The organism is Stenotrophomonas sp. (genome assembly GCF_032099025.1).
Classification (GTDB): Bacteria; Pseudomonadota; Gammaproteobacteria; order Xanthomonadales; family Xanthomonadaceae; genus Stenotrophomonas.
In genome coordinates, this window is record NZ_DAMCID010000005.1 from 1 (window position 1) to 20,670 (window position 20,670).

The following is a 20,670-nucleotide window of genomic DNA, read 5'->3' on the forward strand; positions in this document are numbered from 1 at the left end:
GCAGGCCGACGCCGGGGGACATTCGCAGGCAAGGGTATGGCGGCCCCGCGCTCGCCCCACCGGCAGCCGCGTTTGATTCGCCGCTGACCGATAACAAAAAACCCGCTGCTCGCGCAGCGGGTTCTTCGTTTCTCGCTTTTACATCTGGATCAGAACTTGTAGTTCACACCCAGCATGTAGGTACGGCCCCATTCCACGTATTCCAGCGGCCTGTCCTTGGTGCCGGCATAGGTGCGGTACGGCTCGTTGGTCAGGTTGCTTCCCTGCAGCAGCAGGGTCAGGCCATGCAGGCTGCTGCTGTCGGCGAAGGTGTAGCTGACCTGCGCGTCGGTCACGTTCTCGCCCACCACGTAACGCAGCGTGCGGTTGCCGTTGAAGTTGCCGATTTCACCGATGAAGTCCGAACGGCGACGCTGGCTCACGCGTGCTTCAAACCCGCTTCGCTCGTAGTACGCGGTGACGTTGTACACGCGCTTGGACAGTCCCGGCAGGCTGATCGGATCGCTGCCCACGCTGGACGCGCTTTCCGGGTCCAGGATCTTGATGTCGCTGTCGTTGAAGGTCGCACTGGCCTGCACGCCGAACCCACGCAGCGGATCGGCCAGCATCTCCAGCGGGAACGACGCGGTCAGTTCCAGGCCGCGCAGGGTACCGCCATTGCCGTTCTGCGGTGCCGAGAAGGTACCGGTGGTCTGCACCGGCGCGATCATGCCCGGCGGCGGCACGTAACTGGCCAGCAGGTTGCTGAAATCGTAGTCGTCCACCGACTGGGTATAGACGTAGCTCTTCAGGTCCTTGTAGAAGATCGCCGCAGCCACGTAAGCCTTCTCGCCGAAGTACTTCTCGTACGAAAGGTCGATCGCGTTGGCGCGCCACGGATCCAGCAGCGGATTGCCGCCGCTGCCGCCCGGCTTGCCGGTGGAGGTGTCCACGCCGAACTCCAGGCCGGCGCGCATCTGGTCCACGCGCGGACGCGCGACCTGCTTGGCCACCGCAAAGCGCAGCGTCTGCTGGTGCGGGAACATGAAAGCCAGGTTCAAGCTGGGCAGCCAGTCGGTGTAGGTCTTGCCTTCGTCGATCGGCAGCACCTCCTGGCCGGCCGGACGCGAACGGTCGAAGTAGTTCGACTGCGAGCTCTGGTCGGTGCGGATCATCTGCACGCCGATGTTGCCGCGCAGGCCCACCTCGCCGATATCGGTGTTGATGTTGGCGCGTACCCAGGCGGTGGTGGTCTTTTCCTGCACCACCCACGACTTCGGAATCAGGTAATCCAGGTTGGTGACCGGATTGAATTCCATGTAGCGGTTGACCGCGGCCGGCACATTCCACGCCGGGATGTAGCCGATGCCGGCAAAGCCCAGGTTGACCGGCGCGTACTGCAGGTCGCCGGCGATGTTGGCATCGCCCTGCGCACCGAGCAGGATGTTGCCTTCGGCCTGGGTCTTCTCCTTGCGGCGGTCGGCGTAGTTCACGCCCACGTCCACGTCCTGGAACCACGACAGCGACTCGGGCAGGTTGAACGTGCCCTGCAGGCGCGCACCCTTCAGGCGGTCTTCCACCTGCGGCACCTTGCCGTAACCCGAGCCGTAGATGGTGTTGGTCAGGTACAGCGCTTCCGGGTTGGAATAATCCAGGCCCGGGCGGATCTGCGAGAACCCGTCTGGATTGATGGTCAGCCCGACGGTATCGAGCTGCGGCATCGGAGTCAGCTGCAGGTTGTTTTCCAGGTTCAGCTCATCGCGCGTGGCCTTGGAATAGTTCACGTCGGCGGTGATCTTGAAGCTGTCGAAGGTCAGCTCGTTGTTCCAGCCGAACGCATCGATCTTGTCTTCGCGCTTGTTGTACATGCCACGCACCAGCGGGTACACGCCACTGGCGGTGCCGCCGGTGAAGGTGCCGTTGCCATTCACCTGCGGGTTGCTGATGAGCAGGCCCGGGGTATAGCCGCCGTTGTAGTTGCTGAGATTGAGCTCGAACTGGTTGGCCGTGTCGATCTGCTCGGCCTTGGTGTGGAACATGTCCAGGGTGCTGGTCCACACGTTCGACGGGCGGAACTGCACGGTGGCCATGTAACCATCGCGCTTGGCGTTGCCGGTACGGCGCAGTGCCTTGATACCGTCGGAGAACGCGGTGCCCGGGGCGACACCGGGGCGGTTGCCCTGGTCGGTCTGCTCGGTGGTCCACGGCTCGTACAGGCCCACCTGGTTTTCCTGGATGGGGTTGTCGCTGTGCGCGTAGCCCAGCGCGATGCCCCAGGTGTTGTCGGCGAACTGGTCGATGTAGCTGGCGCTGAAGCGGTTGCCGAACGCATCCACGTTGGCGGCCTTGCCCAGCGAATTCTTCGAGTAGCGGCCGCTGACGGCAATGACGCGATCGGAGAACGCCAGCGGGCGCACCGTCTGCATGTCGATGGTGCCGGACAGGCCCTGGCCGACCAGGGCGGCGTCGGGGGTCTTGTACACGGTCACGCCGTTGACCAGCTCGGACGGGTACTGGTCGAATTCGACGCTGCGGTTGTCGCCGGTGCTGACCACTTCACGCCCGTTGAGCAGGGTGGTGGCGAAGTCCGGGGACAGGCCGCGCACGCTGATCACCTGGGCACGGCCGGCCACGCGCTGCGCGGCAAGACCAGGCAGGCGGCCCAGCGATTCGGCGATGCTCACGTCGGGCAGTTTGCCGATGTCTTCGGCCGAGATCGCCTCGACCACCGAGGTGGCGTCCTGCTTGATCGCAATGGCGTTCTCGATGCCACGGCGGATGCCGGTGACCTGCACGGTGTCCAGGTTGGTGGCCGCGCTGCCGGTGGCCGGCGCGGTACTCGAATCGGTGGTGGTGGACTGCGCCGACGCCAATGACGGCGTCAGGGCGACGGCCAGCGCGATACTCAGCGCGCTGCGCTTGCAATTCAACATTTTCCCCTCCCAGGCAATGTTGCCAAACTGAATTGTGGTTGCCCGGAAGACCCGGGCGCGTCGCGGCACGGTGGCTGCTGACTGCGTGGCTATGGTAGGCAGCGCGTTGCAAAGGCGAATCACCCTGCATACGTATTCAATGCAGATGCACGCATTGGAATCGATTACATCGGACTGAATCGGATGGCCTGGCCGCCGCCCGGTGCCAGCACGATATTCAACGTATCGGCGCTGGTGACGTCGCGGGTTTCGCGCTTGAAGGCGAACGGGTTGGTCTGATAATCCGCCCCGTCGCCGTCGCGGTAGATCTCGGCGCGGTAGCGCACGCCGGGTTCCAGGAACGACAGCGGTACCGGCAGGACCCGGCCGTGCTCGTCGGTGATGCTGCCCAGGAACCAGTCGCGGCTGTTTCGGTCCTTGCGCGCGATGGTGACGTAGTCGCCGACCTCGCCATCCAGAACGCGGGTGTCGTCCCAGTCCACCGCGACATCCTCGATGAAGCGGAACGCCTCGCGGTGCTGCTCGTAGTGCTCGGGCAGGTCGGCCGCCATCTGGATCGGGCTGTAGATCACCACGTACAGCGCCAGCTGCCGCGCCAGCGTGCTGGGAATGGCCTGGCCGTGGCGACCCTTCAGGCTGAGGATGCCGGGGGTGTAATCCATCGGGCCGGACAGCAGGCGGGTGAACACCAGGTTGACCTCGTGCTCGGGCGGATTCGGCGGCTGGCCCCAGGCGTTGTATTCCATGCCGCGTGCGCCTTCGCGCGAGATCCAGTTCGGATAGGTGCGGCGCAGCCCGGTGTCCTTGATCGGCTCGTGCGGGTTCACCGCGATATGCCGTTTCGCCGCTTCCTGCACCACCTTCAGGTGATGGCGGGCCATGAACTGGCCGTCGTGCCACTCACGCCACAGCGGCCCACCGGCTGGATTGCGGCGGTCGACCTGGCCGTCGTCGCAGACATAGCCGCTCTTGAATGAATCCACGCCCAGCCGCGCATACAGGTCCAGCGCCGCGCCCAGCTGGTCTTCGTAATGCTCGATCGCGCAGCCGGTCTCGTGGTGCCCGATCAGGTGCACGCTTTTTTTCGCGCCGTAGGCCGACAGCGCCTCGATGTCGAAGTCCGGCGTGGCGCGGGTGAAGTCGAAGTCATAGCCGTTGCCCACCCAGTTGCCGTCCCAGCCGGGATTCCAGCCCTCGACCAGCACGCCGCGGAAGCCGTGGGCCGCAGCGAAGTCGATCACCTTCTTCGTCTTGGCGGTGGTCGCCGCATGCTTCGGCCCCGTCGCCCAGCTCTCCTCGTCCAGGTGCATCGACCACCACACACCCAGGTACTTGGACGGTTTTACCCAACTCACGTCCCCCAGCGCATTGGGCTCGTTGAGGTTGAGGATCAGGTTGGATTCCACCAGCCCGCCGGCGGTATCGCTGATCTGCAGGGTGCGCCAGGGCGTATCGAAGGGCAGGGTGCGGCGCACCTTCCAGCCTTCGGCCGACGGCGAGAGCTGCGCGCGCAGGCGTTGGCCGTCGGTGCGGCGCAGCCACATGCCGGCGTAGTCGACCAGCGCGGCCTCATGGATGGCCACGTGCAGGCCTTCATGGCTGCGCAGCGTAAGCGGGGTGTGCGCCAGCGGCACCTGGTCCAGCGGCGTGCGCTGGTAGAGGTATTCGTAGTGGATGGGCTCGCCGGCCGGAATCCACCACGCGGTGGAGGCGGGCGCGATGGCGAACTCGGTCAGCTCATCGTCGATGATCGCCTCGCGCAGGCCAGGTTGCTGCGGGAAGTGGTAGCGGAAGCCCAGGCCGTCGTCGTAGACGCGGAACACCACGTCCAGGCGGCGCTTGGCCCCGCTGCGCTCGCCCAGGTGCACGGTGACCTCGTTGTAGCGGTTGCGCACCTCGCGGCGTTCGCCCCACGGCTGCTCCCAGGTGTCATCGACACGGCGGGTGTCCTGCCCGAGCACCGCCAGGTCGCGGTCCAGGCGCCCGTCGCGCAGCTGGAAGCCCAGCTTCGACTCGGCCACCACGGTCTGGCCGAAGCGCTCCACCCGGTAGCTGGGCATGCCGCCATCGAGCTGCAGCGAGACGCGCAGCACCTTGCCGGGGGAATCGGCGCTGGCCACGGTGACCGGTTCAGCCTGTGCACCCACGGCGCAGAGCAGCAACGACAACGCCAGCCAGGCCAGCGGACGGGGCGCGGAACGCGCGCGAAGCAACGGCAAATCGAGTGGCATTTCCCCTCCCAGGGCAGCCTGTACCAGCTCCGGACTATAGCCACGACCACCTCCGCCTCGCGGCGCCGAGCCATGAATACGTATGCATGCGGGCGTCCATTGCGGTCGGGCTGTGCGGCGAGCGCCGGTCGTCGCCTACCATGCAGGCAGGCACCCTGGGAGGGGGCCGCGACGACAGTGCCCCGGTGCTGTCGAACCACACCGCGTGCAAATAGGGAGGGAGGCTGACAGGCGCAAGCCGGTCTGCCGCTTTCGATGCTGAAGACGATCTGCCTGACCGCTGCCCTCGGGGCGGCGCTGGTGTCCACCGCTGCGGCGGCGGACCTCACATTCGACGGCCGCACCGCGCGCGCCGAAGCCACCCAGGCCGGCGGCTATCGCCTGTTCGCCGCGCGCAGCGAGGTGGCGATCGATGCCCCGGACATGCGCAGCCGCACCGACAGCGTGATGTTCGACGCGCTGTTCGCGCTGGCCCAGCAGGAACTGGCGGCCGACCGCGTGGACGCGATCCGCGACCCCGCGTTCAACTACGGCAACCCGGTGGACTGCGACTGCTTCCAGACCGGCGAGCGCTGGCCCTACGTGTGGACGCGCGATGTCAGCTTCGCCACTGATCTGGCGCTGGCGCGGCTGGACCCGATCCGTGCCCGCAACTCGCTGCGCTTCAAGCTGTCCGCGGCGCGTGATGGACACACCCCGGGCCTGTTCGTCGCCCAGGACACCGGTTCCGGTGGCAGCTGGCCGATCAGCAGCGACCGCGTGGTGTGGTTCCTCGCCGCACGCCACCTGCTCGAGGGCGACAGCAGCTTCGCCACGCAGACCTGGCAGGCGCTGCAGGCCACGCTGGCCCAGGACCGCGCCATGGTCTTCGACGCGCGCACCGGCCTTTACCGCGGCGAGACCTCGTTCCTGGACTGGCGCGAGCAGACCTACCCGGACTGGACGCGCCAGGACGTGCGCTTCATCGGCGATTCCTTCGCGCTGTCCACCAACGTGCTGCACTACCAGTCGCTGCGCCTGGCCGAACACCTGGCCCGCGAGTTGAACGACCCGCGCGCTGCGGAATACGCTGCCTGGGCCGATGCGCTGGCCAAGCAGATCGACGCACGCTTCTGGCGCGAAGACGCCGGCATGTACATGAGCTACATCGGCGAGGCGGCGCACCCGGTGCCCTACGCCAAGTACGACCTGCTGGGCATCTCGCTGGGCGTGCTGGCCGACGTGTTTCCCGCCGAGCGTGCCCGCCGCAGCCTGGCCAACTACCCCTACGTGGAAGGTGGCAGCCCGGTGGTGTGGCCGCAGGAGGCGCAGCAGCCGATCTACCACAACCGCGCCGTCTGGCCGTTCGTCAGCGCGTATTCGCTGCGGGCGGCACGCAAAGTGGACGACGCCACGCGCATCCAGCGCGAGATCGAGTCGCTGATGCGCGGCAGCGCGCTCGCCGGGTCGAACATGGAAAACTACGAGATGCGCACCCTGGCCGTGCATGTCGACGAGGGCCCGCTGAGTGGGCCCGTGGTCAACTCGCCGCGCCAGCTGTGGTCGGTGGCGGGCTACCTCTCGATGGTGCTGGAAGGCGTATTCGGCGTGGAGGCCGACGGCAGCGTCGCACCCAAGCTGCCGGTGGCGCTGGTGCCGCAACTGTTCGGCAAGCGCGGCAGCATCGAACTCAACGACGGCAAAACCACGTACATCCTCAAGCGCCCCAACACGCTTGAAGGCGATCTGCTGGTAGCAAAGAAGATCACCCGCAAAGGCAACACGGTCACCGTGCAATTGGAACCGCGTAGGGACACGCCACGCGTGTCCGCTTTCCGCACAGACGCCACAAACCCCAACGGCTTCGCCCCCGCCACACCTGCAGCCCCGAAACCGCAGAAGCGCGGCAACATCAGGACGATCGCCATTCCCGCCAACCACCAGCTCTGGCAGGACGGCAATCCGGTCGGCACCACCACTCACATCGTTACCGACGACGGCCACCAGCACTGCCTCAGCCTCACCCGTCGCGAAGGCGCACTGGAATCCCTGCACAGCCCGATGACCTGCATCGGCCCGCAGCAGCGCCTGGCCGGCGCGACGAAATGGAACTGGACCGCCGCCACGCCCACCCGCGTGCGCATCCGCCTGCGCTACGACAACCCGAATGGCCCGATCAACACCGGCGTCACCGCCGCGGTCAAACAGCTGGCCGTGCAGTGCGCCGGCCAGCCCCTGCAGCGCGCCACCGTGGTGATGCCGCACAGCGTCGGCCCGCAGGACTCCACCGCCGCCGAATTCGACCTGCCCAAGGGCAGCTGCCGCTTCACCCTGGAACCGGGCTTCAACATGAGCGCGCTGGAACACTTCGCCCAGTACAACGGCGGCAAGGGCGGGCGCGACGGCGTGCTCAACGCAGCCAAGGTCAGTGCGCTGTTGATCGCGCCGGTGGCCGGTGATGCGGAGGCCGCACGATGAGTCGCACCGCCAAGCCGACCCTGTCGTTCTGGCAGATCTGGAACATGTGCTTCGGCTTCCTGGGCATCCAGTTCGGGTTCGCCCTGCAGAACGCCAATGCCAGCCGCATCTTCGAGACGCTGGGCGCGCCGATGGATGCAGTGCCGGGCCTGTGGATCGCCGCGCCGCTGACCGGCCTGCTGGTGCAGCCGATCATCGGCTATATGTCGGATCGCACCTGGACCCGCTGGGGCCGCCGCCGGCCGTATTTCATGATCGGCGCGGTGTTCACCACGCTGGCGCTGCTGGTGATGCCGAACTCGCCCACGCTGTGGATCGCGGCGGGCACGCTGTGGGTGCTGGATGCCTCCATCAACGTGTCGATGGAGCCGTTCCGTGCCTTCGTCGGCGACAAACTGGCCCCACGCCAGCGGCCGCGTGGCTATGCCATGCAGAGCTTCTTCATCGGCGTGGGCGCCATCGTGGCCAGCTTCCTGCCCTTCATCCTCGCCCACTTCGGCGTCGCCAACACCGCCGCCGCCGGCGAAGTGCCGCCCACCGTGCGGTACGCGTTCTACTTCGGCGCCGTGGTGCTGCTGGCCTCGATCGCCTGGACCGTGTTCAGCACACGCGAGTACTCGCCGGCCGAGCTGGCCAGCTTCGACGACGCCGAACCGCCGGCCGTGCACCAGTCCGCGCCGGTGGCCGGGCCGCCGCCGCTGCTGCAGATCGGCGGATGGATCGCGCTTGGCCTGGCACTCGCCGCGGCCATCGCGTGGCGCGACGGCGACAAGATGCTCTACGTGCTGGCCGGGCTGTGCGTCGCCTACGGCGTACTGCTCGGCGTGGCGAGGCTGCTGCCCGGCCCTCACATGCTGGCCACCATCGTCGACGACCTGCGCAGCATGCCGCGCACCATGCGCCGGCTGGCGTGGGTGCAGTTCTTCTCGTGGTTTGCGCTGTTCGCGATGTGGATCTACACGACCGCCGCGGTGGCAGGCACACACTTCGGCTCCACCGATGCCAAATCGGCGGCCTACAACGAAGGCGCCAACTGGGTGGGCGTGCTGTTCGGCGCCTACAACGGCTTCGCCGCACTGGCTGCACTGCTGATTCCGCTGATGGTGCGGCTGATGGGCCTGCGCGTGAGCCACCTGGTCAACCTGTGGCTGGGTGGGCTGGGGCTGATCTCGCTGATGCTGATCGACGACCCCAGGTGGCTGCTGCTGTCGATGGTCGGCGTGGGCTTCGCCTGGGCCTCGATCCTGTCGTTGCCGTATGCACTGCTGTCCGACAGCGTTCCGGCCGCCAAGATGGGCGTCTACATGGGCCTGTTCAATTTCTTCATCGTCATTCCGCAGCTGGTCGCGGCCAGTGCGCTGGGTTTCATGCTGCGCCTGTGGCTGGGTGGCAATCCGATGCACGTGCTGGCGCTGGGGGGCGTGAGCCTGCTTATCGCCGGCCTGTGCGTGCTGCGCGTACCGTCCCACCAGGAGGTTGTCTGATGCTGTCTCGTTCGCGTTTGTCGCTGGGCCTGTCGTTCGCACTGCTGGCCGGCAGCGCCGTTGCCGCCCCGCGTCCGGAGTACGTGGGCACGCTGGAGCCGTTCGCCAGTGATGCGGTGTACTTCGTGGTTACCGACCGCTTCGTCAATGGCGACCCGTCCAACGACCACCGCGACCAGGGTGGCACGCACCGCACGTTCGACATCCCGGTGCCGTGCCCGGACAAGGTGGACGGCAACATCGGTTATCTCGGCGGCGACTTCCGGGGCGTGCTGGACAATGCCGCGTACATCCGCAACCTCGGCTTCGGTGCGGTGTGGATCACGCCCATCATCGATAACCCCGATGAAGCCTTTACCGGCAGCAAGCCGATCAGCTGCACCAGCACGCTCACCGACCGCGGCAAGACCGGCTACCACGGCTACTGGGGCATCAACTTCTACACGCTGGACGAGCACCTGCCCAGCAAGGACCTGGACTTCGCGGGGCTGACCCGTGGACTGCACGACGCGCAGCTGAAGGTGGTGCTGGACATCGTGGGCAACCACGGCTCGCCGGCCTGGACCATGCCGGTGAAGCAGCCGCAATTCGGCCAGGTCTTCGACAAGGACGGCACGCTGATCGCCGACCACCAGAACCTGCCGCCGCAGCAGCTCGACCCGCAGCACAACCCGCTGCACTCGTTCTACAACAGCATCGGGCCGGTGGACGGTGTCAAGGGCTCGATCTTCGACGGCAACCTGGCCGAGCTGAGCGACTTCAACCAGCACAATCCGGCGGTGATGGACTATCTGGTGGGTGCCTATCTGCAGTGGACCGCGCAGGGCGTGGATGCGCTGCGCATCGATACCATCGGCTGGCTGCCGCATCCGTGGTGGCATGAATTCGTCACCCGCATCCGCGCCGCGCACCCGGGCATGTTCATGTTCGGCGAGGCGTTCGACTACGACGCCGGCAAGATTGCCGAACACACCTGGCCGGCCAACGCCAACGTGAGCGTGCTGGACTTCCCGCTGCGCGGGGCGCTGTCGAGCGTGTTCGGCAAGGAACAGCAGGGCTTCGAGGCGCTGGCCGAGCCGCTGCACCTGGTGGGTGGTCCCTACGCCAATCCGTACGAGCTGATGAGTTTCTACGACAACCACGACATGGCGCGGCTGGACGCCACCGACAACGGGTTCATCGACGCGCACAACTGGCTGTTCACCGCGCGCGGCATTCCGGTGCTGTACTACGGCTCGGAAACCGGCTTCATGCGCAGCCGTGCCGAGCACGCCGGCAACCGCGCCTACTTTGGCCAAGCGCGTGTTGACGCCGCGCCGGAGAGTCCGATCTTCCGGCCGCTGCGGCGCATCGCCAGGCTGCGTGAGACAACCCCTTCGTTGCAGCGCGGGTTGCAGGTCAATGAGCGCCTGCAGGGCGATGAGGCGGTGTTCTTCCGCGTGCTGCAGCACGGCGACACCGCGCAGACCGCGCTGGTGCTGCTCAACAAGGGCGACACCGCACGCAGCATCGAGGTCAGCCGCTACCTGCAGCCGGGTACCTGGCGTGATGCACTGGGCGGCAGCAGCGTGCAGGTCAAGCGCAGCCTCAAGGCCGAGGTGCCCGCGCATGGGGTGAAGGTGTACCTGCTGGACGCGGCGGTGAACCAGCAGGCGCTGGAAGCCGAGCTGGCGAAGGCGGTGGCGGACCAGGCCGAGCGCAGCAGGCGCCTCGGCCAGTAGTGCCGGCCGCTGGCCGGCTCCAGGCGATAAACGGTTCATGCAGAGCCGGCCAGCGGCCGGCGGTGTCCTGGCGATGACAGGTTCATAGGGAGCCGGCCAGCGGCCGGCACTACGTGTCCTTGCGATAAAAGGTTCATGGGGAGCCGGCCAGCGGCCGGCAGTGTCCTGGCGATGACGGTTCACGAGGAGCCGGCCAGCGGCCGGCACTACGGTAAAATTGTTGTATGACTGACCTTGCTCCCCAGACCCCGATCGAAACCCTTCTTAAATCCGCCATGGACGGCCAGCTGCCGATCGGCGCCTTCATGAAGGCCTTCGTCGCCTCCGACGTGGTGCTGCTCACCGGCAGCCTGGTGACCCTCGACGGCAGCGGCTTCGATCCGCTGCTGTTCGACAAGCAGGGCGTACTGCATGTGGCGGTGTTCACCGACATGGCACGGGTCGGCTTCCACAGCCAGCAGGCCCCGCACACGATCCGCATGCAGATGCTTGAGGTGCTCAAGCGCGTGCCCGGCGGCTACGGGGTGGTGGTCAACCCGGGCACCACGCTCGGCCTGGAATTGTCGCCCGCGGGTATCGGCGAGATCCTCAAGGACTTCGCCTGACGTCTTCTCGACGTGATCGCCACGTCAATGAATGGGGCTGAAACTCGACGTTTTGTAGAGCAGCCGATCACACAATCCCTACACAGCGGCCGTTGCTAGACTCGCCCCGTCAAATCGGGGGACCTTCATGCAAACACAGACAACGCGCGTCGCCACGGGCATCCAGGGCCTGGACAGGATCCTGGCCGGCGGGCTACCGCAGGGTCGCCTGTACCTGCTCGAAGGCCCGCCCGGATCGGGCAAGACCACGCTGTCGCTGCAGTACCTGCTGCAAGGCCTGAAGCAGGGCGAGCGCTGCCTCTATGTCACGCTGTCGGAGACCGCCGAGGAACTGCGCGAGGTCGCCAATGCCCACGGCTGGTCGCTGGACGGGCTGGACCTGTTCGAGCTCGGTTCGGCCGAGGACGCGCTGGGCAACGGCCGCCTGCAGTCGGTGCTGCATTCGTGGGAGGTCGAGCTCGACGAAACGGTCAACCTGATTCTTGGTGAGGTCGATCGCATCCGGCCGCACCGCGTGGTGTTCGACTCGCTGTCCGAGCTGCGCCTGCTGGCGCAGGATTCGTTGCGCTACCGTCGCCAGATCCTGGCGCTGAAGCAGTTCTTCGCCCCCAAGAGCGCCACGGTGATCCTGGTGGACGACATGACGTCCACCGGCGAGGACCGCGACGGCCAGCTGCACAGCCTGTGCCATGGCGTGGTGTCGCTTGAGCGGCTGACGCTGGACTTCGGCGCGGCCCGGCGCCGACTGCAGGTGCAGAAGCTGCGTGGCGTGAACTTCGTTGCCGGCTACCACGACATGGTCATCCGCAGCGGCGGCTTGGAGGTCTTCCCGCGTCTGATTGCTTCCCAGCACCACGAGACCTTCGGCGAGTCGCCGATCGGCAGCGGCGTGGCCGAGATCGACAACCTGCTGGGCGGTGGTCCGCTGCGCGGCACCAGCACCCTGTTGACCGGTCCGGCCGGCAGCGGCAAGACCAACGTGGCGCTGCAGTACGTGTGGGCCGCATGCGAGCGCGGTGAGCGCTGCTGCATCTTCGAGTTCGACGAGCGTGTCGGCACCCTGATGGCCCGCGCCCAGGCGCTGCATATCAATCTGGAGGCGCACGTCGCCGCCGGCCGGCTGGAAATCGTGCAGATGGACCCGGCCGAAATCTCGCCGGGCGAGTTCGCCTGGAACGTGCAGAAGGCCGTCGAGGATCGCGGCTGCAGCGTGCTGGTGATCGACAGCCTCAACGGCTACGTGGCCGCCATGCCGCAGGAAAAGCAGCTGATGCTGCAGCTCCACGAGATGCTGTCCTACCTCAACCAGAAGGGCGTGGCGACCTTCCTCATCAATCCGCAGCACGGCCTGGTCGGCACCATGTCCACCGGCAACCTCAACGTGTCCTACATTGCCGACGCGGTCATCCTGTTCCGTTTCTTCGAGGCGCAGGGTCGGATCCGCAAGGCGATCTCGGTCATCAAGAACCGCGGCGGTGCGCATGAAGACACCATCCGCGAGCTCAAGATCAACGGCAAGGGGCTCACGCTCAGCGCCCCCTTGAACGAGTTCAAGGGCATTCTCACCGGCACCCCGGAGTTCGTGGGCGATTCGGCCTCGCTGCTGGCCCACCCGTATGCCGGATGACGCCGGGTGTGGCGGCATCGTCCATATCGTCGCGCCGTTCGGGCGTGATGCCTCCAGCGTGGCGGCGGTGTTGGTCACGGCAGGGCTCGACACCCGCGTGGCGCCCAGCCTGGAGGCGCTGGGCGATGCGCTGGACGACCACGCCGGCGTGGTCCTGATTACCGAGGAAGCAGTGGCCGGGGGCACCGAGGTGCTGCTGGCGCGGTTGTCGCGGCAGCCGGCCTGGTCCGACCTGCCGGTGATCCTGCTGCGTTCACCGCGTGCGCATCGGCGTTCCCCGTTCGAGAGCCTGCTGCCGCGCACGGTGAACGTGGTCGAGCTGGACCGCCCGTTGGGCAGCATCTCGCTGCTCAGTGCGGTGCAGGGCGCGCTACGGGCGCGCGCCAAGCAGTTCCTGGTGCGTGACCAGATGCGCGCGCTGGCCGACAGCCGCACCGCGCTGGCGCGCAGCGAGGCCGAGCTGCGCCTGATCGCCGATGCGATGCCGGTGCTGATCGCCTTCGTCGACCGCTCCCTGCATTACCGGTTCGCGAACAAGGCGTACGAGGCCTGGTTCGAGCTGCCGGTGGGCGAGGTGATCGGCAAGCACATCCGCGACGTGGTCGGCAGCCAGGTGCTGGAAGAGCGACTGCCCGCCATGGAGCGGGTGCTGGCCGGCGAGGAGCGGGTGTTCGAGGTCAGCTGGCCCACCCGCGAGGGACGGCGCCGCGATTGCGAAGTGCGCTATACCCCGCGGCGCGCCGTCGACGGCACGATCGACGGCTTCCACGTGTTCGCCACCGACATCACCGTCGCCAAACTGGCGCTGGAAGCCAGCCGCCAGCACGCGCATGAGCTGGAAACCGTCGTCGCCGAGCGTACCCGGGAGTTGAAGGCGCAGATGGCCGCACGCGAAGCCAGTGAAGCGGCGCTGCGGCAGTCGCAGAAGATGGAGGCCATTGGCCAGCTCACCGGCGGCATCGCGCACGACTTCAACAACATGCTGACCGGCATCCTCTCCGCGCTGGACATCGTGCGCCTGCGCCTGGAGATGGGCCGCGTGGACGACCTGGAACGCTTCCTCGACACCGCCACCGCGTCCAGCCAGCGCGCCGCCGCGCTGACCCAGCGCCTGCTGGCCTTCTCCCGGCGACAGTCGCTCGATGCGCGGCCGGTGGAGCTCAACGAGCTGGTGGGGTCGATGCAGCACCTGCTGCGCAGCACGCTGGGCGAGACCGTGCGCATCCACACCGATGTGGCGGATGCACCGCTGCACGCCACCCTGGACGCCAACCAGTTCGAGAGCGCGTTGCTCAACCTGGCCATCAATGCGCGCGACGCCATGCCCACCGGCGGCGCGCTGACCCTGCGTACCTTCCCGGTGCGGCTGGCCGAGGGCGAGCGCACCAGCGTGCCCGCCGGTGACTACGCCGTGGTGGCCGTGGCCGACACCGGCACCGGCATGCCGCCGGAAGTAGTCGAACGCGCGTTCGAACCGTTCTTCACCACCAAGCCGATCGGCAAGGGCACGGGCCTCGGCATGTCCATGGTCTACGGCTTCATGCAGCAGTCCGGCGGCCACATCGCCATCGACTCCACGCCGGGGCAGGGCACCACGATCTCGCTGTTCATTCCGCTGGTGGACGCCGCCGCCGAGCCGGAGCCGACCACGCCTGCCGCGCCGATGGCGCTGGGCGACGGACAGTCGATCCTGGTGGTCGAGGACGACCCGCAGGTGCGCATGCTGGTGACCGTGGTGCTGGAAGACCTGGGCTACCAGGTCGAGGTGGTCGGCGATGCCGATGAGGCGATGCCGGTGCTGGCCTCGTCGCGGCGCATCGACCTGCTGGTCACCGACGTCGGCCTGCCGGGTCTCAACGGTCGCCAGTTGGCCGAGATCGCCCGTCAGTCGCGCCCGACGCTGCCGGTGTTGTTCATGACCGGCTATGCGGAGAAGGCGCAGGAGCGCGCGGCGTTCCTGGAGCCGGGCATGAGCATGATCGCCAAACCCTTCCTGCTCGATGCGTTCAGCGACGCGGTGCGCGGCGCCATGGCCGACACCGCGCAGGATGCCAACGCCTGAGTCCAATCGTCACTCTGTCCAATGTCACGCGTTGAGGCAATCCCCTGCCGCACCCACGACCAACGGTCGTGGACTACCAACAATGTGTCATTGATCATGGGGGCAGGTACCGACCGTTGGTCGGTACGGCGCGGTATCAGCGCGCCGCCAGCGACGATTCGCGCAACACCAGCTTCACCGGAATGGTCTGGCTTTCCACCGGCTCGCCCTGGATCAGCGCCAGCAGTCGTTCCACCAGCAGTTGGCCGGCCTGCTTGGTGTCCTGCTGCACCGTGGACAGTGTCGGCGAGACCGAGGCTGCCAGCGGAATGTCATCGAAGCCGGCCAGCGCCACATCCTGCGGAATGCGCAGGCCGTGCTCGCGCAGGGCGCGCATGGCGCCGATGGCAATCAGGTCGCTGGCCGCGAACACCGCATCGATGGCTTCGCCGTCGGCCAGCAGCGACTGGCACGCCTCGTAGCCGGACTGTTCGGTGGTGATCGCATCGAACTGCAGCGCCGGCTCAACCGCCACGCCGCGTGCCGCCATGGCGGCCACGTAGCCGCGGTAGCGTTCCTCGAATTCGGGGTAGTGGCTGGAGGCATGGCCGACGAAGGCGATGCGCCGGCAGCCCTGATCGAGCAGGTGGGCGGTAATGTCGAAGCCGCCTTGGAAGTTGTCGCAGCCGATGGATACCCCCGGCTGGTCCGGCAGCGCCGCGCCCCAGCGCACGAAGTGGGTGCCCTGTTCAACCAGCCGCTGCAGCCGCTCGCGCGACTCGTGGTAATCGCCGTACCCGAGCAGGATGATGCCGTCGGCCTTGTTGCTGTCTTCGTAATCGGCCTGCCAGTCGGTGGACAGCTGCTGGAACGACACCAGCAGGTCGTAGCCGCGCAGCGCGCAGGCGCGGGTGATCGAACCCAGCATGGCGTGGAAGAACGGGTTGATCAGCGAATCGTCGTTGGTGGGGTCTTCAAAGAACAGCAGCGCCAGCGTGCCGGCATTGCGCAGGCGCAGGCTCGAGGCGTTCTTGTCCACCTTGTAATTCAGCTCCCGGGCGATCTTCAGGATCCGCTCGCGGGTTTCCTGGTTCACCATCGGGCTGCCGCGCAGCGCCCGCGACACCGTCGGCTGGGAAACCCCGGCCAGGTGGGCGATATCCAGGGAGGTGGCTTTACCGCGGATGGTCATGGAGGGCAGGGCAGGGACGACGGAAGCCATGATGCCATGGCCCCACGGAACCCGGGAGCGACGTAGAGCCACGCCCTGCGTGGCTTCGCGGTCCTGAACGACGGGCAGCCACGCAGGGCGTGGCTCTACGGCCCGTTGCGCGCAGCGATGACGCGTTCTATCCCCTGTTCTCGGCCAGTATGTTGCAGAACAGCGCGCCCTGCTCAATCGCATCATCCAGCGCCACATGCGTGTGCGGCATCCTGTCGAACCAGCGCTTGGGCATGGTGCGCTTGGTGGCGGCGCGGTAATCCGTCTTCAGCACCGCCATCGCAAAGGTCTTGATGTCCAATGCGGAATGCGAGAACGGGCTTTCGCCGGCAAACCGCATCAGATACCAGTACACGAACAGAAAGTCGTATGCGGCGGGATACCCCACGAACACCGGTTTGCCCGGCAATGCCTTGAGCCACGCCACATAGCGCCGCATGGCGGCCTCCGGCGCCTCGCACGCCCGGCGGCAGGCCGCCCAGGCCGCCGGCTGGGTCGCCCACCAGGCCATCGTGTCCGGGTGACCCTGGGCCTCCGGCAGGGTGTCCAGGTTGGCCGAAAAGGTGGCCACCAGCGTCTTGTCGGCCAGGTAGGCCGCCGACCCGAAGCTCAGCATGGAATGCGGGCCGGGAATGGGGCCGTCGGCTTCCACATCCGTGCTGACGTAGATCTCCTGCATCCGCTTGTTCATGGGCAAAGTCTAGCCCGGACACAGGCAGACAAGGTGCCCCATAGCCGCGCCCCCCAAGGCCTGAGCCAAAATCCGAGTCCCACAGGGGGGCATCCCCGACACGGCCCGCCCCGGCTGGGATGGTAGAATGCGCCGTTCTGTCATCCCACCCAGATTCCCGTGGGGCTGGCCACGACGCTGCACCGCGCAAGGTGCGATGTCGGTCAGGCCTTCCCTCGGACAACGGAAGAGCAATCCTATGGCGCGCGGCATCAATAAAGTCATCCTGGTCGGCAACCTCGGCAACGACCCGGAAGTGAAGTACACCCAAGGCGGCATGGCGATCACCCGCATCAGCCTGGCGACCACCAGTGTTCGCAAGGACAAGGATGGCAACCAGCAGGAACGCACCGAATGGCACCGCGTGGTGTTCTTCGGCAAGCTCGGCGAAATCGCCGGCGAGTACCTGCGCAAGGGCAGCTCGGTCTACGTCGAAGGCAGCCTGCGCTACGACAAGTACACCGGCCAGGACGGCGTGGAGAAGTACTCCACCGACATCATCGCCGACGAAATGCAGATGCTGGGCGGCCGTGGTGAAGGCGGCGGCGGTGGCGGCGGTGGCAACTTCGCCGGCGGCGAGCGTCCGCAGCGCCAGCAGGCCCCGCGTCAGGAATACGGTGGTGGTGGTGGTGGCGGTCAGCGCAGCGGTGGTGGCGGCGGTGGTTACGGCCAGCAGCAGCGCCCGCAGCAGCAGCCGCAGCAGTCGGCACCGCCGATGGACGACTTCGCGGACGACGATATTCCGTTCTGAGGCGCACCTGCACTGCATGCGATCAACAGGCCCGCTCTTCAGCGGGCCTTTTTTATCGGCTGACCCGGTCGTGCAGCGCGGCTGCGGCGCTCACTTGCAATCTGTTGCGAAATAGGCAACATTTGTCGCCAAATGAGCAACACTTCGACGCTGATGGGCATCCTGTTCCCGGTCACCCGCCAACGGGTGCTGGCTGCGCTGCTGTTACAACCGGAGGCCAGCTTCCACCTGCGCGAGCTGGCCAGGATCACGGGCAGCCACGCCGGCACCCTTGCACGCGAACTGGACAAGCTCACTGAATCTGGACTGCTCCTGCGGAGCGCGCAGGGAAATCAGGTGCACTACCGGGCGAACCGCGCCTGCCTGCTGTTCGACGACTTGGCTGCGATGTTCCGTAAGACCCATGGGGTAGTGCCCGTCCTGCGCGATGCATTGGTTTCAGTGGCCGATCACGTCTCTTTGGCGTGGGTCTTCGGTTCGGTGGCAAAAGGGACCGAAGTCAACGGCAGCGACATTGATCTGCTGGTTTTGGGCGATCTGAGGTTCGTTGATCTGGTGCGTGCGATCCACCCAGCGCAGGAGGTGTTGCGTAGGGAGATCAATCCTGTGCTGTACTCAAAGGAAGAGTTCATGCGACGGGCGCAGAACGGTGACGCGTTTGCCACCGAACTGTTGGCAACGCCCAAGCTGCTGGTACTAGGAGACAAGGATGACGTTGGAAAACTTGCTGGCGATCCGGCAGCTTCAGGCGCACAGTCCTGAACCCATCTCACTGCGCAAGTTGCTGCACGCCGCACGGCGGAATCTGGCGGACGCGCGATTCGATCAGATCAGCGCCGACAATCGATTTGACGCCGGTTACAAGTGTGTCATGCAATGCGCAATGATTGGCCTTTGGTCGAGTGGCTATCGGACATCCAACAGTCAGCCCGGGCACCACCAGACTGCGATTCAGTGCCTGATACATACGATGGGAGTGTCCAAGGACGACATCATCGTGTTGGATGCGTTGCGTCGCCAGCGTAACCTTACCGACTACGAGGGTGACCCGGTGTCCGATGCAACCCTGCAGGCGTGTATTGATCACGCTGCAGACTTGCTCCTGCATACAGAGCAATGGCTGCATGAGCGCCATCCCAACGTGGTCGAACTCGAACCTGTGATTGCAGGATTCCCAACGCGGCAAACCTCGACCGGACCGGATGGTCACGGCGCGGATTCATTTGCCGTGGACTTGGTCGTGCAGCCAACGAACGCCTGTTCATTGAACGGGTTGTTCTCCGAACAACGCTCCACCGAGTAGTGCGAATCCTGTTTGAGAATACGTATTCTCGTAATGTAATCGCTGAAGAAGCACCGTTTGTTGAACTCAATCAGCTCGGTGCCCCTGCGTCCTCCGGGAAATGTGATGTCTGTGACGACGACCCGTCCATCAGCCCCGCACGCTGCTGTGGCCTGCGGTGGCAAAACCTCGACGGACACGCTTGGTCCTCCCTCGCATCGGAACGTCTGTCTGCCTGTCTGCGCGTGCTGATAGCCGTCTTTGTCCGGTCCGGGCGATGACCTGGAGAAATCGCCTGTCGTTGCGATGATGGTCATGCCTGCATCGCTCCCGCACCTGTAGGCGGCGCTTACCGGTGGGTTTGTTTTCCCGGCCCCCGAAGCGTGAGCACAAAGACCCGTTGTCAGAAGCGCCAAGGCCAGTGGACAGGTTCTAAAGGTCATGTGCTTGCTTCTCTGCAGGCATGGCGAAGGGGGGAGATGCAGGTGCCAGCCAGTGTGGCGCTGTTCCGTTCAGAAGACGATTGGACCACAGCCACGTGGTGCTCGGCGCATGGGTAGAGGCGCTGCGCTCTCACCTGCATGCTGCCGCGCAGCATGGATTTTCGTGCACTGCGTCTTGCAAAAAAACGATTCCGTCCCCTATGGTGCAATCGATTGCATTTCCATACATCGTTGCATTTGATACCGGTTGGGAGGCCGGCAGGCGGATGTCCATCCCCTCGATTGGATCGATCCAAGATGCACGCCTCACTCGGCGCGACGCGTTGCGCTTTGCGGTCGCCGGAAGCGTTGGCTTGGCCGCCGCCGGGCTGCTGCCTGCGGCAGCCGCCACCGCGCCCCTCAAGGGCAACCTGAAGCATTCCGTCGCCCGCTGGACGTTCCCGCAACTATCGGTCGCCCAGCTTTGCCAGACGGTGAAGGACATCGGCTTCGCCGCCATCGACCTGGTGGGTCCGGAGGATTGGCCCACGCTGAAGGCCCATGGCGTGTACAGCTCGATGTGCAACGGCGCCGAGCTGGGCCTGACCAAGGGTTTCGCGGGCAGCCAGTTCCACGACGAACTGGTGGAGCGCTACACCCGGCATATCGACCTCGTGGCCGAGGCCGGCTACCGCAACCTCATCTGTTTTTCCGGCAACCGCAACGGCATGGACCCCCAGCAAGGCCTGGCCCATGCCGAAGCCGGGCTCAAGCGCATCCTCGGGCATGCCGAGAAGCGGGGCGTCGTGCTGGTGATGGAGCTGCTGAACTCCCGGGTCGATCATCCCGACTACCTGTGCGACCACTCCGCGTGGGGCGTCGAGCTGTGCAAGCGGCTTGGCTCGGATCATTTCGGCCTGCTGTACGACATCTACCACATGCAGATCATGGAGGGCGACATCATCGCCACGATCGGCAGGCATCACCAGCATTTCAAGCATTACCACACCGCAGGCGTGCCTGGCCGGCACGAGATCGGAAACCAGCAGGAACTGAACTACCCGGCCATCTGTCGCGCGATCCGCGACACCGGTTTCGATGGGTATCTGGCGCAGGAATTCATTCCAACCGCACCCGATCCCGTCGGCTCGCTTCGCGAGGCCATCCGCCTCTGCGACGTCTGAA

The 20,670-nt window shown here is 66.1% G+C and carries 14 protein-coding genes; 10 read left to right on the forward strand and 4 right to left on the reverse strand.

Annotation, left to right across the window (positions count from 1 at the left end):
• Positions 1 to 149 precede the first annotated feature (149 nt).
• Both RT456_RS05040 and RT456_RS05045 read right to left on the reverse strand, forming a co-directional pair.
• Entirely contained in the window at positions 150 to 2,912 is a 2,763-nt protein-coding gene (locus RT456_RS05040; RefSeq protein WP_313343358.1) for a TonB-dependent receptor, read from the reverse strand.
• Positions 2,913 to 3,076: 164 nt separating this feature from the next.
• The gene (locus tag RT456_RS05045) at positions 3,077 to 5,143 is read right to left on the reverse strand and encodes a glycoside hydrolase family 97 protein (RefSeq protein ID WP_313343361.1); all 2,067 of its coding nucleotides are present in this window, start codon (positions 5,141 to 5,143) and stop codon (positions 3,077 to 3,079) included.
• Between the two features lie 255 nt (positions 5,144 to 5,398).
• Between RT456_RS05045 and RT456_RS05050 the strand changes: the two genes are divergently transcribed.
• From RT456_RS05050 to RT456_RS05075, 6 genes are all read left to right on the forward strand, one after another.
• Entirely contained in the window at positions 5,399 to 7,600 is a 2,202-nt protein-coding gene (locus RT456_RS05050; RefSeq protein WP_313343364.1) for a Six-hairpin glycosidase-like protein, read from the forward strand.
• The gene (locus RT456_RS05055) at positions 7,597 to 9,084 is read left to right on the forward strand and encodes an MFS transporter (protein ID WP_313343368.1); all 1,488 of its coding nucleotides are present in this window, start codon (positions 7,597 to 7,599) and stop codon (positions 9,082 to 9,084) included. Before RT456_RS05050 ends, RT456_RS05055 begins: the two co-directional genes overlap by 4 nt.
• The gene (locus RT456_RS05060; RefSeq protein ID WP_313343371.1) at positions 9,084 to 10,805 is read left to right on the forward strand and encodes an alpha-amylase family glycosyl hydrolase; all 1,722 of its coding nucleotides are present in this window, start codon (positions 9,084 to 9,086) and stop codon (positions 10,803 to 10,805) included. The genes RT456_RS05055 and RT456_RS05060 overlap by 1 nt, the downstream gene beginning before the upstream one ends.
• 224 nt (positions 10,806 to 11,029) lie before the next feature.
• A complete protein-coding gene (locus tag RT456_RS05065) occupies positions 11,030 to 11,410 on the forward strand; it encodes an SseB family protein (RefSeq protein ID WP_313343374.1) in 381 nt (126 codons plus the stop codon).
• Between the two features lie 127 nt (positions 11,411 to 11,537).
• Positions 11,538 to 13,037 carry an ATPase domain-containing protein gene (locus RT456_RS05070; RefSeq protein ID WP_313343377.1) on the forward strand — a complete coding sequence of 500 codons (1,500 nt, stop codon included), beginning with the start codon at positions 11,538 to 11,540 and terminating at the stop codon, positions 13,035 to 13,037.
• Positions 13,027 to 15,099 (forward strand): PAS domain-containing protein, encoded by a 2,073-nt coding sequence (locus RT456_RS05075; protein ID WP_313343380.1) that lies wholly within the window; start codon positions 13,027 to 13,029, stop codon positions 15,097 to 15,099. Before RT456_RS05070 ends, RT456_RS05075 begins: the two co-directional genes overlap by 11 nt.
• Positions 15,100 to 15,235: 136 nt before the next feature.
• Here the strand turns inward: RT456_RS05075 and RT456_RS05080 are convergent, their stop codons facing one another.
• Together RT456_RS05080 and RT456_RS05085 are read right to left on the reverse strand one after the other, a co-directional pair.
• Positions 15,236 to 16,270, reverse strand: coding sequence for a LacI family DNA-binding transcriptional regulator (locus RT456_RS05080; protein WP_313343745.1), 1,035 nt, complete (start codon positions 16,268 to 16,270; stop codon positions 15,236 to 15,238).
• A 157-nt stretch (positions 16,271 to 16,427) separates the two neighbouring features.
• Entirely contained in the window at positions 16,428 to 16,991 is a 564-nt protein-coding gene (locus RT456_RS05085) for a hypothetical protein (RefSeq protein ID WP_313343383.1), read from the reverse strand.
• Between the two features lie 238 nt (positions 16,992 to 17,229).
• Here RT456_RS05085 and RT456_RS05090 point away from each other — a divergent pair, with 238 nt between their 5' ends.
• The 4 genes from RT456_RS05090 to RT456_RS05105 all read left to right on the forward strand — a co-directional run bounded on the left by RT456_RS05090 (position 17,230) and on the right by RT456_RS05105 (position 20,669).
• The gene (locus RT456_RS05090) at positions 17,230 to 17,781 is read left to right on the forward strand and encodes a single-stranded DNA-binding protein (protein WP_313343386.1); all 552 of its coding nucleotides are present in this window, start codon (positions 17,230 to 17,232) and stop codon (positions 17,779 to 17,781) included.
• A 132-nt stretch (positions 17,782 to 17,913) separates the two neighbouring features.
• Positions 17,914 to 18,543: a nucleotidyltransferase domain-containing protein gene (locus RT456_RS05095; protein ID WP_313343389.1), complete on the forward strand. Its 630-nt coding sequence runs from the start codon at positions 17,914 to 17,916 to the stop codon at positions 18,541 to 18,543.
• Positions 18,491 to 19,084: a DNA-binding protein gene (locus RT456_RS05100; RefSeq protein ID WP_313343392.1), complete on the forward strand. Its 594-nt coding sequence runs from the start codon at positions 18,491 to 18,493 to the stop codon at positions 19,082 to 19,084. The genes RT456_RS05095 and RT456_RS05100 overlap by 53 nt, the downstream gene beginning before the upstream one ends.
• Positions 19,085 to 19,874: 790 nt before the next feature.
• Positions 19,875 to 20,669, forward strand: a complete 795-nt coding sequence (locus tag RT456_RS05105) for a TIM barrel protein (RefSeq protein ID WP_313343748.1) — start codon at positions 19,875 to 19,877, stop codon at positions 20,667 to 20,669.
• The last annotated feature ends 1 nt before the right edge of the window (position 20,670 follow it).